The organism is uncultured Microscilla sp. (genome assembly GCF_947493425.1).
In the GTDB taxonomy this organism is placed as follows: Bacteria; Bacteroidota; Bacteroidia; order Cytophagales; family Microscillaceae; genus Microscilla.
In genome coordinates this window covers 25,833-40,842 of record NZ_CANLRP010000071.1, presented here as the reverse complement: position 1 = coordinate 40,842, position 15,010 = coordinate 25,833, and the positions used below count along the sequence as shown (strand labels likewise).

General features: G+C 39.8%; 11 protein-coding genes. 7 read left to right on the top strand and 4 right to left on the bottom strand.

Annotation, left to right across the window (positions count from 1 at the left end):
• Window positions 1–98 precede the first annotated feature (98 nt).
• Window positions 99–584 carry a hypothetical protein gene (locus Q0954_RS18010; RefSeq protein WP_299458927.1) on the bottom strand — a complete coding sequence of 162 codons (486 nt, stop codon included), beginning with the start codon at window positions 582–584 and terminating at the stop codon, window positions 99–101.
• A gap of 132 nt (window positions 585–716) precedes the next feature.
• On the opposite strand from Q0954_RS18010, the gene Q0954_RS18005 reads away from it, so the two are divergent.
• Window positions 717–1,724 (top strand): hypothetical protein, encoded by a 1,008-nt coding sequence (locus Q0954_RS18005; protein WP_299458925.1) that lies wholly within the window; start codon window positions 717–719, stop codon window positions 1,722–1,724.
• Between the two features lie 144 nt (window positions 1,725–1,868).
• On the opposite strand, the gene Q0954_RS18000 is transcribed toward Q0954_RS18005, so the two are convergent.
• Entirely contained in the window at window positions 1,869–4,241 is a 2,373-nt protein-coding gene (locus Q0954_RS18000) for a prolyl oligopeptidase family serine peptidase (RefSeq protein ID WP_299458923.1), read from the bottom strand.
• 13 nt (window positions 4,242–4,254) lie between these two features.
• On the bottom strand, window positions 4,255–4,452 hold the full coding sequence (locus Q0954_RS17995; RefSeq protein WP_299458921.1) for a hypothetical protein: 198 nt from the start codon (window positions 4,450–4,452) through the stop codon (window positions 4,255–4,257).
• Window positions 4,453–4,698: 246 nt separating this feature from the next.
• Between Q0954_RS17995 and Q0954_RS17990 the strand changes: the two genes are divergently transcribed.
• Window positions 4,699–5,679, top strand: coding sequence for an NAD(P)H-quinone oxidoreductase (locus tag Q0954_RS17990; RefSeq protein ID WP_299458919.1), 981 nt, complete (start codon window positions 4,699–4,701; stop codon window positions 5,677–5,679).
• 103 nt (window positions 5,680–5,782) lie between these two features.
• On the opposite strand, the gene Q0954_RS17985 is transcribed toward Q0954_RS17990, so the two are convergent.
• Window positions 5,783–7,021 (bottom strand): ATP-binding protein, encoded by a 1,239-nt coding sequence (locus Q0954_RS17985; RefSeq protein ID WP_299458917.1) that lies wholly within the window; start codon window positions 7,019–7,021, stop codon window positions 5,783–5,785.
• Window positions 7,022–7,446: 425 nt separating this feature from the next.
• On the opposite strand from Q0954_RS17985, the gene hemA reads away from it, so the two are divergent.
• The 5 genes from hemA to rpsA all read left to right on the top strand — a co-directional run bounded on the left by hemA (window position 7,447) and on the right by rpsA (window position 14,956).
• Complete coding sequence (gene hemA, locus Q0954_RS17980; RefSeq protein ID WP_299458928.1) at window positions 7,447–8,724, top strand: glutamyl-tRNA reductase; 1,278 nt, start codon at window positions 7,447–7,449, stop codon at window positions 8,722–8,724.
• Window positions 8,725–9,038: 314 nt separating this feature from the next.
• Window positions 9,039–11,102 (top strand): OmpA family protein, encoded by a 2,064-nt coding sequence (locus tag Q0954_RS17975; RefSeq protein ID WP_299458915.1) that lies wholly within the window; start codon window positions 9,039–9,041, stop codon window positions 11,100–11,102.
• Window positions 11,103–11,110: 8 nt separating this feature from the next.
• Window positions 11,111–12,058 (top strand): C40 family peptidase, encoded by a 948-nt coding sequence (locus tag Q0954_RS17970; protein ID WP_299458913.1) that lies wholly within the window; start codon window positions 11,111–11,113, stop codon window positions 12,056–12,058.
• A gap of 408 nt (window positions 12,059–12,466) precedes the next feature.
• Window positions 12,467–12,988: an HNH endonuclease gene (locus Q0954_RS17965; RefSeq protein ID WP_299458911.1), complete on the top strand. Its 522-nt coding sequence runs from the start codon at window positions 12,467–12,469 to the stop codon at window positions 12,986–12,988.
• 177 nt (window positions 12,989–13,165) lie between these two features.
• Complete coding sequence (gene rpsA / locus Q0954_RS17960) at window positions 13,166–14,956, top strand: 30S ribosomal protein S1 (RefSeq protein ID WP_002697271.1); 1,791 nt, start codon at window positions 13,166–13,168, stop codon at window positions 14,954–14,956.
• Window positions 14,957–15,010 lie beyond the last annotated feature (54 nt).

Genomic DNA, 15,010 nt, shown 5'->3' with positions numbered 1-15,010 from the left:
AAAAATATTGAGGCAAGGGCTTTTGCCTCTATCCGTTAACGTGAACCATTGGGTTATGCGTTGGGTGAGAATCCCCTTTGCTTTAGCTTGGGGAGTAGTCAAAAATCTGTGACTTCTACCTTCACCGTAGGGGGTATGTTCGATTTAGGAATGAGCAAGTGGTATACCACAATAGGTGCTATGGTCAATCGCCCTTTTTTAAGGGTAATATTGAGCAGGTTAGATTCACAACTTTGGGCAAGCTCATAACCCAAGTCAGCCAGATTACTGCTTAGTTGTTTTTTGCCAATTACTAGTTCATATTTTGAAAAATCTATAGGAGTAAAACACTGCGATGGAGTGACCAGTTCATTGAATCTTTCTTGTGTTTGTATAATGGTATACTCGTTTTCGGGTAAGTTTACATCAATGACAATCGGTGTTTTGCAGGTATTCAATGAGTCTAAGCTAAGTGGACGTAAGTCAGGCATTACACAGCCTGTTTCTTCGTCTGATTTATTAGTACAGCTACTCAGACAAGCGACACATAAAAATATGCCCAGACATAAAAGTATAAACAGCCTTATTTTATAAATATTTTTCATGACAATTGTAGACAGGTATAGCATATAATCAGTTCTTAGCAAGGTCTTGTGAGCTTTACCAACCTTGCAGTTGTCTATTCGTTGAACAACACAAAAACGTTTCAATTCCAATGAATGTCCCATATTTACTGTATGCAACAGATCAAAAAAAAATTACAAGAAGTATTTGCTTTGCAACCCAAAATCCAAGCACAGGTATGGCAGTGGCATCAAGCCCAACAGTGGAAATACTTACCTGCCCTTCGGTATTCGCTCAAAGAACTCGAATATCACTTCGAGCTATTGCCAGATAAAAAACAGAATCTACTCACCTGCGAAGAATATCTCAAAACCTATCTCATCCGTGAAAACGGGCGAAAAACATTGCCCAACGAATGGGTAGATCTTGCCACAGGTAAACTTGACCAACAAGGTTTAGATCATTTGTGGCTTAAGCCTGAAGAGGGGTATTTGGTAAAGCTACTTAAGGCATCAGGCCAGGAAGGAGACCAAGAACGCCTCAAAAAAATAGTCAAAAGCAAAGCTTTTAAATATCGTGGACTGGACAAAAGCATTGAAGAGCGTAAACAAGCGCGCCTAGGCAAGCTTCAGCAAAGTATTGACAAACAAGAGGTTGTGTTGTTTTTGGGTAGGCAAAACCGGGTGTACAAGGCTTTGCAACAAAAGCTGAATGAGCGATACAGTGGCAAACTACGCTTTATAAGCGATCATGTATGGTCGTCGCGAGGTTATATAGAACCAGGAGTGAAAGCGTCAGACAATCGGCTGAGCCTTATTCAGGCGGCTGAAACTATTCATCGTTTACCAACATTGGGGTTGAGTGGTGAGGCTATAGCCCAACGTTTTATTATGTTTTCTTTGGACAACTACAACGCCAAAACTTGTATGGCAGCCATGTACTCAGATTGTAATCGAATTGCGCGAAGTTATGGTAAACCTATAATTGAGGGCATCGATAGGTTTGCTTTTGCCTACACTGGTTTGACCGATCTTGAGCTTGCCAACATTGTAAGAAATAAACATTGGTTAAGTTATACCCGGTTTTGTCGCACCGGTGCCAATGGCGAGCCTGAAGAGTTGAGCCAACAACAAGTGTTAGAAGAGTATGGTATTAAGGAAGTTCCGCTGCCGCTTGTATAGAAATAGACATTGTCTAAAAACCTGATTAAAACCTCTACTTTACAAACTTAAAAGTATAAGCATATAAATGTAGAGGTTGTAAGGCAGTTTAAGTGGGCAGTTTGGAGATAGTTGCCCTAGCCAAAACAGTTTAAAAACAAGTTCTTACTTCAGGTTTTCCTCAAACAGCTTAAAAATGCGTTTATACTCGTCTGCCCAACTGGTAGGTTCTACAAAACTGTGGCGTTCTATAGGGTAAACCGCCAATTCCCAGCGCTCTTTTCTTAGCTCTATCAAACGTTGGCTCAAGCGTACAATGTCTTGAAATTGCACATTGTAATCAATCATTCCGTGACACATCAACAAGGCTCCCTTGAGCCCTTCAGCAAAATAAATGGGGGAACTTCGGGCATAAGCAATGCTGTCGAGCACCGGAGTGTTGAGTATATTGTTGGTATAAGGGTGATTGTAATGCGCCCAGTCAGTAACGGACCTTAATGCAGCACCTGCTTTGAATACATCAGGAGTGGTAAACATTGCCATCAGTGTAATAAACCCACCATAAGACCCTCCGTAAATCCCGATTTTATTAGGGTCAATGTTATAACGGTCAACCAATACCTTAGCCCCATCTACATTGTCAGTCAAGTCTTTACCGCCCATGTGCCGATAAATACCCGTGCGCCAGTCTCTGCCATAGCCCCTACTTCCCCGGTAGTCTATATCCATGACAGTATAGCCATTTTGCACCAAAAAATTATGAAACATGTACTCTCTGTCATAGGTGCTCCAGCCTTTATGGGCGTTTTGTAAATACCCTGCTCCATGCACAAAAATAGCTGCCTTACCTTGTTTAGGAGAGTTTTTGGGACGGTATACTCTAGCATATACAGTAGCTCCGTCACGGGCTTTAAAACTAATGATCTCAGGAGCAAGCCAAGAATATTGTTTAAAGGCAGTAGTGCGTGAATCAGTGATTTTTACTGCTGGTGCGCCTGCTTTATTGGGCATAAGATAGAGTTCGGGCGGGGTGTTGGTGTTAGAGTATAACACAGCTGCTTGTGTTTCATCGGGCGAAAGGGTTACATTGTTGAACCCGGTTTTGGTAGTAATTTGGGTGCGTTTTCCCCCTTTTAAGGGCATTTTGTAAACCTGGTAGACCCCTGGGTGCACCTCGTTGGTACGTAAATACCACCATTTTTTATCCCTCGAAATCCAGGCTTCTGTCACTTCAAATTTTCCTTGGGTCAATGCCTTGGTTTTGCCATTGTTTACATTGACTGTGTACAAATGTGAGTAGCCCGTTTTTTCTGATTGAAAATATACCCGTTGGTTATCAGGCATCCAGCCTACATTGCCCATAAAAAAATTCCAGCTAATTCCTGGACCGCCTATCCAAGCTTCGTTGCGTTGGCGATTGAGGAGTTTAAGTTTACCAGTGCTGGCGTCTAAAAGTACAATCCAGCGGTCTTTAGAGTCTTGCGAACGAATGACCATTACCGCCTTTTTACCATCTGCCGACCAAATAGGTGAGTGTGGAATTACTTTTCGGGCTTTTTTCTTGTCAGGTTTTCGGCCGTACTCTTTATAATAAGCAGGTAAGTCGTAGATACCTGGTAATTGGTCAAAATCGACCATTTTTACTTTGTTTGCCTTCAAGTCAAATATACCAAACGCATAACTTGTTTGGGGGCTACCCACTTTGGGGCGTTGGTTTACCGGGTTGGTATAACCCGATTTGGTAATAAATTGCATGACACTGGTACGCTTGCGGTCAGGATAACTTGATAGCCTAAAAGTAACAAAGTCCTTATTGGGGCTTAGTTGTAAACTGTTCACGTATTTGCCCTTGAGGTAAATTGTCTTGGGGCGTTTGGGACGGGGAGTTCGTCGGTTTCTTTTCCTAAAAGCTTGTTCTTTTTGGCGTTTTTTCAAGACATCCATCAGCACCATTTGTTGGTCTTTCAGCCATTGGTCTTGCTTATTGGTTTTTTTGTTACGTTTGGGATTACCCGACTTAAAGTTAGTCAGTTGTTTAAGACTACCATCATCCAGGCTCCATTCAAATAAATTATTCCCTTGTTGGTAAATTAAGCTTTTTTCATCCCCCGAAAAACTCACGTTACTTTCTTGTGCTGTAGTATGGGTGATTTGGCGTATTTTGCCGTTTTTATACCAATAAACATCCCCGTTTTGAGTATACACTTTTTGGGTGCGAGCTTTGTTATAACTGCCAAATCTGCCTGGCATATTGGCTAGTTCATTTTTGCTTATTTTTTCAGGCGTACCCACTACTTTCCCATCACGTATTTTTACCCCATACAGTGCTCCTTGTGGAGCTTGTTTAGGGTTCCAGCGAAAGTAAACCTTGCTGCCATCTTCTGCCCAAAATATTCTTGAGGGAGCATAGCCAATAAATTTTTCTCCCTCCATGATTTGATCAATGCTCAGTTTTTTTTGAGCCATTGCCCTTTCATAAACACCTGATAAGCAAAAGTAGCTTAAGCAGAAAAAGGTTTGTAAGAATAGTTGTTTCATTGTTATATGATAATTATTTATTGAATATATGAGAATATACTAGCCCTAGTAAAGTCCCTGCGCTGGCACTGCCTAGTGTCCAGACAATAAAACTTGTCACTGCTTCGGTGGGAATAACCTGAAGTAAATAAAGGATAATGGCAATTATCACCACTATCATAGTACCACCACCAACCAGTTGTAGCAAGTTTTTAAAAATTTGAGGAACCATTCATCAAGTGTTTATAAGAGAGGATGTTATGCATTTATATTGCCTGAAAATCAGTTGTTTAGTATTTTGGTAATAAAAAAATGCAGTAAAGCCACCCCCTGCGTTGGTATTTGACCACCACAAGGTGAGCAGCGAAAACTATTCACAGATTTTGTTCAAATATATGTTAAAACTACCTTAGATTGCGAATATCCAGAGTGGATTTGCTTGGTATTCTATGAATTTTACGATTTAGATAAAATAAAAATGAAAGCTGTAGTTATCAAAGAATTTGGTGGTCCCGAACAACTTAGGTTGGGAGAGTGGGACAAGCCAATCCCGGCAAAAAATGAAGTATTAGTAAAAGTTCATGCGTCGGCACTCAATCGTGCCGATACGCTCCAGCGCAAAGGAGTGTATCCACCACCAGCTGGAGCCAGCCCTATCTTAGGACTTGAGCTTGCCGGAGAGGTAGTAGAGGTAGGAAGTGCCATAAGTCGTTGGAAAACAGGCGATCAAGTGTTTGGTTTGGTGCCAGGAGGGGGCTATGCTGAGTATGCTGTTATTCATGAAGATATGGCCATGCCTTTGCCCCAGGGTTTTACCTTTGAGCAAGCGGTGGCTATTCCAGAAGTATTTCTGACGGCATTTCAGGCGTTATGCTGGCTTGCCCGTGTTCAACCCAACGAGACGGTGCTGGTACACGCAGGCGCCAGTGGGGTAGGTACTGCAGCCATTCAACTTGCCAAAGCAATGGGAGCCAAGGTGGTGGTGACTGCCTCAGCGGGCAAACACCAAACCTGCCTCGACTTGGGAGCAGAGTTGGCCATCGATTACAAAACGGAGGATTTTCAGCAGCGTACCCTTGATTTTACCCAAGGCAAAGGGGTTGATGTAGTCATTGATTTTATTGCTGCACCATATTTCCATCAAAACATAGAAGCCTTGGCAGTAGACGGGCGTATGGTGATATTAGCCTTAATGGGGGGAACTAAAGTGTCAGCGTTTAACCTTGCCAAAATGTTGCGTAAACGTTTGTCAGTGATGGGGTCTACCTTAAGAGCACGTAGCCAAGACTATCAAATAAAGCTTACTCAAGACTTGGCTGAGTTTGCTATTCCATTAATAACCCAAGGTAAAATAGCACCTGTTATTGATTCGGTGTTTGACTGGACAGAGGTTGCTGAAGCACATCGTTATATGGAAGCCAACAAAAATGTAGGTAAAATTATATTGAAAATAAGTTAAAAGCCCCGACAAGGTTCTAGGTATACCCTGTTCCACAAGTATCTACGCTTTTTGTATCACATTGATTTTCAATTGTTTACAAAAAGCGTAGTTAAAAGTAAGTTTATGCCTCTTCAGGTATTCCTTCTTTCAGAATGATACTAAAAGTAGTGCCTTTGTCAACCTCTGAGGTTTTGATAAAAATACGCCCTTTGTGGTATTCTTCAATAATTCGTTTGGCAAGCGTCAGTCCCAGCCCCCAGCCGCGTTTTTTGGTAGTAAAACCAGGATTAAACACTTGCTTTACCTGCTGTTTGTTCATTCCTTTGCCCGTGTCGGTAATGTCAATTACTACATCTCCTTCTGGGATTTCGCGTAAGCGCAAACGTAGTTCTCCACGGCCTGCCATGGCATCTACCGCATTTTTACAAATGTTTTCTATGACCCACTCAAACAAATAACGGTTCATGTTGACCATTTTTTCGGGAGGAAGCCAATCCTTTACTCTCACCTTTACTTGACTGGAAATACGCCTTTGCAGGTAGTTCATAAAACCTTGCACTACTGCTGAGATATTTTCTGGCTGGAGGGTAGGCTCAGAGCCTATACTTGAAAAACGCGCCGTAACCATTTGTAAACGTTGCACATCTTTTTCGAGTTCATCGGCTACTATTGGGTCAGCGGTGTCATCCAGACGCAAGTATTCTACCCAAGCCATGAGCGACGAAATAGGTGTGCCCAGTTGGTGGGCAGTTTCTTTGGCAAGCCCTACCCAAATCCGGTTTTGTTCGGCACGACGTGAATAGTTAAATGCCATATAGGTAAGCAAACCAAAGATAACAATGACAACAAACTGCACATAAGGATAGTAACGGAGTTGTTCTAACAGGTCAGAGTTTCGATAATAGATGTAGTTTTTTTCGCCCAAAAATGAGACTACTATAGGTAGGTTTTCTTCCCTCATAATGGCAAGCTCTTTTTGAAGAATCTTTTCCTCTTGCTCCACAATCTTTTGTGCTTCGCCTACTGATAGTAGCTTTTGGGGTTCTTCGATGGAGCCATTTTGCTCGCTGGGTAATTTTATGTTACGTGAATTGATGATTTTACCTTTCTCATCAGTCAAAATCATAGGAACCGAGTTATTGGCGCCCACTATTTCTTGCATCAAAAATGTCAGCTCATCACCTACTTTTTCATCTACAGCAAACTCCAGCCCTTTGGCATACAAGTCAATCAACCTTTTCTCTCGTTGTTCAAGTTTTTTTACCAATGTGTTGGTATAGTATAATGACACCCCGGCAAGCAGCAAAGCAATAGCTACTATTCCAACCTTAAACTTCGATTTGTTGTTGTATATATCCATAAAACCTCTGTGTGCTTTTCAAGAAAGAGTCGAGCCTGCAAATATCAAAACTAAAATGGTATAGTAAATATAAAATACAAAATTAAAGCTAATAAAAAGACTTGGGCATGTGAATATTCACATTGCCAGGTGTCCAGTCAAAAGGACAATTAATTGGGTAAGTACTACCAGGTGATGTAATAAAATCGTACATAATGAACAAACTTAAAGCCTTTTCAGGGTGTTAAACCAAGGAAAATTGACATATATCATTTTCTTATCAGAGGGAATTGGCTTCCTTGCAGCATCTTTAATAAGTCAAACTTAAAGACTAAAAAACACAAGCCCTTATTTGGAATCTATCTAAATTAGTAGGGTGTGGCTCTGTTACTTTCTATGTTGAAAAATTAGATATTACTTTTGTGAAAAATAATCGTGCGGCTCATATGTATAACAACTTCAAATCTGTTACATTATCATACAAAAACACTCCAATCAATATTCGTGAAGCTTTGTCATTAAATGAAAATGATTGCAAGGCTTTGTTGCGTGAACTTAGAGAGTTGGAAGACATGACCGATATGTTGGTACTGTCTACCTGTAACCGTACCGAAGTGTACTATACCTCGTCACAGGATTATTCTGCCGAAGTAATTCAACAACTGGGCGTTTTAAAGAATATTCCGCATATTCAAAACTACACTGAATACTTTACCCTCCTTAATAATTCGCAAGAAGCAGTACATCACTTATTTAGTGTAGCAATGGGGCTAGAGTCTCAAGTAGTAGGTGATATGCAAATCTCTAATCAAGTAAAAAATGCTTACCAGTGGGCAGCCGATATAGGTACAGCCGGACCGTTTCTGCACCGTTTGTTGCACACTATTTTCTTTACCAATAAGCGAGTAGTACAAGAAACAAATTTTCGCAGTGGGGCAGCCTCCACTTCTTATGCTTCAGTAGAATTGATAGAAGACCTTGCCAATGACATTCGTGACCCTAAAGTGTTGGTATTAGGTGTAGGCGAAATAGGTACCGATGTGAGCCGGTCGTTGGAAGGCAGCTTTATCAATGACATTACGATATGTAACCGTACCTTGGCAAAAGCCGAAAAACTTGCTGCGGAGTGTGGCGCAAAGGTAATACCGTTTGAAAATGTAAGGCAAGCCATTCTGGAAGCAGACATTGTCATTTCTTCGGTAGCCCTTAACGAACCCTTTATTACTAAAGATAGTTTGAGCCAGCAAGACCTACACTCGTTTAAGTATTTTATAGATCTTGCCGTGCCTCGAAGCGTAGAGCCAGTAATAGAAGATCTGGCGGGAATGGTGGTATACAATATTGATGATATCAACAATAAAGCGTCTAAGGCACTTGAGCGTCGCCTTCAGGCAATTCCTGATGTAAAGGCGATTGTTAATGAAGCAATAGCCGAGTTTGGCGAGTGGTCAAAAGAAATGGAAGTGTCGCCCACTATTAAAAAAATAAAAATGTCGCTTGAGCAAATTCGCCAGGAAGAGCTTGAACGTTATATGAAAGACCTTACTCAAAATGAGTCGGACAAACTGGAAAAAATCACCAAAAGCCTCATGCAAAAAATTATCAAGCTTCCAGTGTTACAGCTCAAGGCAGCCTGCAAAAGAGGGGATGCCGAATCATTAATTGATGTCTTAAATGATTTGTTTGACCTCGAAAAACAACCTACCCAAAAAATACGCAAGTAATCTTACACGTTACATACTAAGTGTTAAAATAATGTGTTTATAACAAACATAATTACAAATGAGATTATTTTTGTTAAGGCATATATGCCACAATGCTTAGGCTAAGTTGGATTTCATTACCCTTTTTTATAGCTTTACCCGCTTAGTTTAGCATTGTAAATTTATTTTTACAAAATGTATCAGGAATTGTATATTTTTGCTTGAAATATGTATTTGTAACATTTAAAATTACATCCTATCCCTTCAACGTGGATTGAATAATTTTTAAACTGATAAAAGGCTTATTTTTTGGTATAGCCTAACCAACCTAAAGTATGATGTACTTATTAACTACAAAAAAAACTTGGCTACTGGTTTTATTTTTTTTCACTACTACTTTCATACAGGCTCAAACTGTTCAATGGGCATCCAGTGTGTTGGGTGTTTCGTCTGAGCGTAGAGAGTTAAACCCAGAATCTAAGTCACCCGAACCACATCAGTTTCGGGCAAAACAAGCATTGGGCATCCCTAATAAATTACCTGCGTTAGGCAGTAGCAAATGTGCCTGGTCACCGGCTCAGTCAAAAAATGCTACTCCTGAATGGATCAAAGTAGGTTTTGCCAATCCTATGCAAATAAGCCAAGTGGCTATTGCCGAAAATCATAATCCTGGAGCCATTACTCATATATATGTATACGATGAGGCTGGCAGAGAACACTTGCTTTATCGCAATACCAATGTTGCTCCACTTACAGTAAGTGGTCGTATTTTTCATTTTTTTGTTAAAAAAACAGCCTACAAGGTAAAAAGCGTAAAAGTGACCTTAAATACTGCCCGTGTGCCTGGTTATAACCAGATAGACGCCATTGCTATTTCAGATTCAAATGACCCGGTACAAGCAAAAATTAATTTGGCAAAAAAATTAAATGTAAAATCTAAGCCTCTCAACCTGGGCACCAATATCAACTCTCGCTATGACGAGATTTCTCCTGTAGTAGCCCCCGATGGTTCAGCCATCTATTTTACCAGAGCCAAGCACCCCCAGAACATTGGCAAAGAGCACAAGCAAGATGTGTGGTATGCCAATCTAAGGCCTGACAATAACTTTGATCTTGCTAAAAATATGGGTCCCCCCATTAATACTGAACACCATAACTCGTCTTTTTCTATTGCTCCTGATGGTAATACTATGTTGTTAAACAATGTATATCGTCCTGATGGCAAATTGGTAAAAGGTCTATCAATTACCCGTAGAGGGGCAGATGGTAATTGGACCCGCCCCGAAAAAGTAACCATTAATGGCTATAAAAATCTCAACAAATATTCTGAGTTTTGTTTGTCACCAAATGGCAAGGTATTGTTAATGACAATACAACAAACCGACACAAGGGGAGGTAAAGATATTTATGTATCATTCTTGAATTCGGATGGTAAAACTTGGTCGAAGCCGCGAAACCTGGGCAGTAGAGTAAATACAGCCGAAAGTGAAACTTCACCTTTTTTGGCTGCCGACGGAGTAACATTATACTATTCTACTTCAGGCTTTAGTGGTTTTGGTTCAAACGACATTTTCGTAACTCGTCGTTTAGATGATAGCTGGTCAAACTGGAGTACTCCTAAAAATCTGGGGCCTGAGATTAACACAAGCAAATGGGATGCATACTTTAGCATTCCTGCCAAGGCTGATTTTGCCTATTATATTACTTACCATCGTTCAATTGCTGGTAGTGGTGATATTTTTAGAGTAAGTTTGTCAGAGTCAAACAAGCCTAAACCAGTAGCTTTGGTAAAAGGTAGGGTGTTCAACGCAAAAACCAAACAGCCTATCAGCGCAAGCATCGAGTATGAGATTTTGTCTACTGGAAAAAACGTAGGTAGGGGACGGTCAAACCCCAAAACAGGAGAATACAAAGTAGTATTACCTCTGGAGCAAAAGTATGCATTATTGGCAGAAGCCAAAGGGTTTTTATCGGTAGACACGACCATTGACCTCAAAGGGATTACTAAATATACAGAAATTGTTGCCGATTTGTACCTGGTACCTATAGAGTCGGGCGGATTGGTAAGGCTAAACAATATATTCTTTAGTAGAGGTAGTGCTCGTTTGTTGCCAGAATCTTATCCAGAATTGAACCGTCTGGCCAAAGCAATGAAAGAGAATCCTACCATGAGAATTCGCCTTGAAGGACACACTGAAATTTTTGGTAACAAGAAGTTCCTGATGAATTTGTCTAAACAAAGGGTAAAGTCTGTACAAAAGTATTTGTCAGAAAAGGGAATCAATGATCGAAGGGTAAAACTCAAAGGGTTTGGATATAAACGTCCGCTGAGTCGTAAAAAAGATGAAAAGTCCAGAGCGCTTAATAGAAGGGTAGAAGTAAGAATTTTATCAAAATAAACTAAGGGATGTTGTCTGATTTCAGACAACATTTTTTTTTGCCTGTGACAGAACAAAGTACATATACACATAAGTTTGGAATATGCCATCTGGGTATTATCCCGGTAAGGGCAACACCTGCCAGCAAAAGTGAGCAGGTAACTCAATTGCTTTTTGGCGAAACATACCAGGTAACCAAAGTAAGTGCAGATCATAAGTTTGTATGGATCATTGCCGACTACGATGAATATAGTGGGTGGGTAGACATCAGCCGTTGGAAAAAAGTGTCTGAGGCTTTTTATCAAAAAGCAAAGCAAGCCCAACATTTGATGGTTGACCAAGCCTTTGCTTTATTGACTAAGTCAGTTTATACAAATACCTTGTCTTTTGGTTCTACCTTGCCTACTTATACCAAAGGTGAGTTGTGTTGGGAGGAGGAGGCAATGTGCTACAATGCCAAAATAAGGGATACCCGAAATAAGGTGGACAGGGATCAAATAATATGGATGGCTTTTACTTTTTTAGGTACTCCTTATCTCTGGGGGGGGAAGTCTATATTTGGCATAGATTGTTCAGGTTTGACACAATTGGTATACAAGGCAGGAGGATATTTTTTGCCACGCGATGCTTACCAACAAGCAACACTTGGTGCCAAAGTAGCGTGTCTGGCAGAAGTCAAAACGGGAGATTTGGTATTTTTTGCACGTAAAGACAATATTATTCACGTAGGTATTGTTTTAATAATCAGTGACATATATAAAACTTTTCCTACAATTGCCCAAAAAATGGAAGAAACTGTCGCAATATTGGAAGGGCAAAAGTTAGAAGTCAATCCTGCAACCAAACAACCTTACCAGTGGGTTTTACATGCGTATGATTGCGTACGTATAGATATTTTAGACAGCAAGGGGATTTACAACGTAAATGAAAAACAATATACTCATTACACACATTCTATAAAACAAATCATTCCATAGCTTGATAGTTTATAGGGGAAACAAAGGCTGCTTCAACTCTAATGATTGGCAGTATTGGTGAATTAGATTTAAATAAGATGATGAGCGTATCACGATTGCTTTTACGCTGGTTTATTGAACAAATATAATTTTAAGTTGGGCTGAAAGTGACAAATTGATTTTGGTTTTATGAGTTATATATCATACTTTTGTTGCTATTTGGAGCATAACATGTGTAATATGTGTGAATGTTAATTTAAATACACGTGTTTTTGAAGTAATTTAAGGAGCTATTAGAGCGACTTGTCTTGAAAGAGTGATGGTAACCAGATGTTTGAACGTTGTGCTACTTCATAACACATTACAAAACCAACCCAAAGCAGAGTGCTTTGTTCACAATTTATTACCAAAAATTAAATTCAAGGGAAGATGAGTCTCAATGGAAGAAAGGTTCTTATTTTAAACCAAGACTACACTGCACTGACAATATGTACAGTACAGAAGGCGTTTATATTGGTTTATTTGAAAAAGGCTGAGATGATTTCTGAAAATGAAGATCAGCCACTGCGTACAGTGTCCAGTACTTATCCAATGCCATCCATTATTCGTTTGTTTCGATATGTAAATCTTCCATATAGAGGAGTAATGCTGAGTCGTCAAAACATTTTTAAACGAGATGGCAATGCATGTCAATACTGTGGGTCGCCTTATGACCTCACTCTGGACCACGTAATTCCTAAATCGAGAGGGGGACGTTCTACCTGGGACAACCTCGCCACAGCTTGTAAAAGCTGTAACTCAAAGAAGGGAGATTTAACTCCTGAAGAAGCAAGTATGCCCCTCAAAAGGCCTCCTTTTAAACCTTCATTTATTATGTTTCTGAGAGATTTCTCCGGAGCCATAGATGAAGAGTGGAAGCAATATTTAGGAAAAAGATTTAAAATTTATTAATCAACAAGTTTAATAGTTGTTGATTTTCTTTATAACTTTGCATTTCTGTTTAGCAAAGGTGTTTTTTTAGAAACATTTTTACTATTGGAAATGCATTTTTTATTTTATTGTTAAACCTTAAAATCTGCTCTCAATGGCTCTATGAGCAGATGTATGACAGAGCCATAATTCAAAAATATGGGTAATTCTCCAGAAGAATTTGATTGGGATAATGTAGAAACTAAAAGTTTCGGATTAGGTTATTCAGAAGAAAAGCGAGCAGAGCTCGAAAAAATGTACGATGAAACCCTTACTCAAGTACAAGAAAAAGAAGTAGTAACGGGTACTGTTGTAAAAATTGTTGATAGAGAAGTCATCTTAAACATAGGTTTTAAATCAGATGGATTAGTTCCCTTGTCGGAATTCCGTGATATGCCTGATTTAAAGTCTGGTGATGAAGTTGAAGTTTTTATCGAAAACCAGGAAGATGCTAACGGACAGTTGATCCTTTCTAGAAAGAAAGCGAAGATTTTGACTGCCTGGAAAAAAATTCAAGCGGCTTTGGACGAAGATACCATCATCGAAGGTATCGTAAAACGTCGTACCAAGGGTGGTTTGATTGTAGACATCTATGGTATAGAAGCGTTCTTGCCTGGATCACAAATTGACGTGAAGCCAATCCGTGATTTTGACATCTACGTAGGTAAGAAGATGGAAGTAAAAGTTGTGAAAATTAACTACGCAAACGATAACGTAGTAGTTTCACATAAAGTACTTATTGAGAAAGATCTCGAAGAGCAGAAAGCACGTATTTTGAACAACCTTGAAAAAGGTCAAGTACTTGAAGGTGTTATCAAGAACATGACTAACTTTGGGGTATTTATAGATTTAGGTGGTGTAGATGGATTACTCCATATTACTGACATCTCCTGGGGACGCATCAGTCATCCAGAAGAAGTATTAAACCTTGATCAAAAAGTGAATGTAGTAGTGTTGGATTTCGACGATGAGAAAAAACGTATTTCTCTTGGTATGAAACAACTTACTCCTCATCCTTGGGAATCATTGCCAGAAGAAATTCAGGTAGGTACAAAAGTAAAAGGCCGCATTGTAAATGTAGCTGATTATGGTGCTTTCTTGGAAGTAATTCCTGGTGTAGAAGGTTTGATCCACGTTTCAGAAATGTCTTGGTCTCAGCACTTGCGCAATCCTCAGGATTTCATCAAAGTAAGTGATGAGCTTGAAGCTGTTGTATTGACTTTAGACCGCGAAGAGCGTAAAATGTCACTAGGTATCAAGCAATTGACCGATGACCCTTGGACTAAACAAGATGTATTGGATCGTTATGCGATTGGTACCAAGCACAAAGGTATCGTTCGTAACCTAACTAGCTTTGGTTTGTTCATCGAACTTGAAGAAGGTATCGACGGACTCGTACACGTTTCTGACTTGTCTTGGACTAAAAAGGTGAAACACCCTTCTGAGTTCGTAAAAGTAAACGATGAGTTAGAAGTAGTAGTACTTGAGCTAGACGTAGACAACAAACGTTTGGCACTTGGACACAAGCAGTTGGAAGAAAACCCTTGGGATACTTTCGCTACTATCTTTACCAACGGATCTGTTCATCCTTGTACTATCTTGTCTCGCAGCGAGAAAGGTGCAATTTTGGAACTTCCTTACGGTATCGAAGGTTCAGTAGGTGTGAAGCATCTTAAGAAAGCAGACGGTTCTTTACCAGAAGTTGGCGAAACTCTTGACTTTATTGTATTAGAGTTTTCTAAGGACGAAAAGAAAATTGTTTTATCTCACGCAAGAACTCACGAAACTGAGGAAGAAAGAGAGCAACAAAAGAAAAAGGCTCCCGCCAATACAGGAAACAAAAAGAAGAAAGGAAAAGACGTGGCTGAAAGCAAAACGACTTTAGGCGACATCGAAGCTTTGTCTTCTTTGAAAGAACAAATGGATAGCAATGATGGCGACGCCTCTTAATTATCCCTGTTCGTTATAAATATATAAAAAGCGTGGTATAGCAATATGCCACGC

What these genes read in the sequence shown, in the direction of transcription:
- Q0954_RS18010 (WP_299458927.1), bottom strand. Translation starts at nt 584, where the DNA reads ATGAAAAATATTTATAAAATAAGGCTGTTTATACTTTTATGTCTGGGC.
- Q0954_RS18005 (WP_299458925.1), top strand. Translation starts at nt 717, where the DNA reads ATGCAACAGATCAAAAAAAAATTACAAGAAGTATTTGCTTTGCAACCC.
- Q0954_RS18000 (WP_299458923.1), bottom strand. Translation starts at nt 4,241, where the DNA reads ATGAAACAACTATTCTTACAAACCTTTTTCTGCTTAAGCTACTTTTGC.
- Q0954_RS17995 (WP_299458921.1), bottom strand. Translation starts at nt 4,452, where the DNA reads ATGGTTCCTCAAATTTTTAAAAACTTGCTACAACTGGTTGGTGGTGGT.
- Q0954_RS17990 (WP_299458919.1), top strand. Translation starts at nt 4,699, where the DNA reads ATGAAAGCTGTAGTTATCAAAGAATTTGGTGGTCCCGAACAACTTAGG.
- Q0954_RS17985 (WP_299458917.1), bottom strand. Translation starts at nt 7,021, where the DNA reads ATGGATATATACAACAACAAATCGAAGTTTAAGGTTGGAATAGTAGCT.
- hemA (WP_299458928.1), top strand. Translation starts at nt 7,447, where the DNA reads ATGTATAACAACTTCAAATCTGTTACATTATCATACAAAAACACTCCA.
- Q0954_RS17975 (WP_299458915.1), top strand. Translation starts at nt 9,039, where the DNA reads ATGATGTACTTATTAACTACAAAAAAAACTTGGCTACTGGTTTTATTT.
- Q0954_RS17970 (WP_299458913.1), top strand. Translation starts at nt 11,111, where the DNA reads ATGTTGTCTGATTTCAGACAACATTTTTTTTTGCCTGTGACAGAACAA.
- Q0954_RS17965 (WP_299458911.1), top strand. Translation starts at nt 12,467, where the DNA reads ATGAGTCTCAATGGAAGAAAGGTTCTTATTTTAAACCAAGACTACACT.
- rpsA (WP_002697271.1), top strand. Translation starts at nt 13,166, where the DNA reads ATGGGTAATTCTCCAGAAGAATTTGATTGGGATAATGTAGAAACTAAA.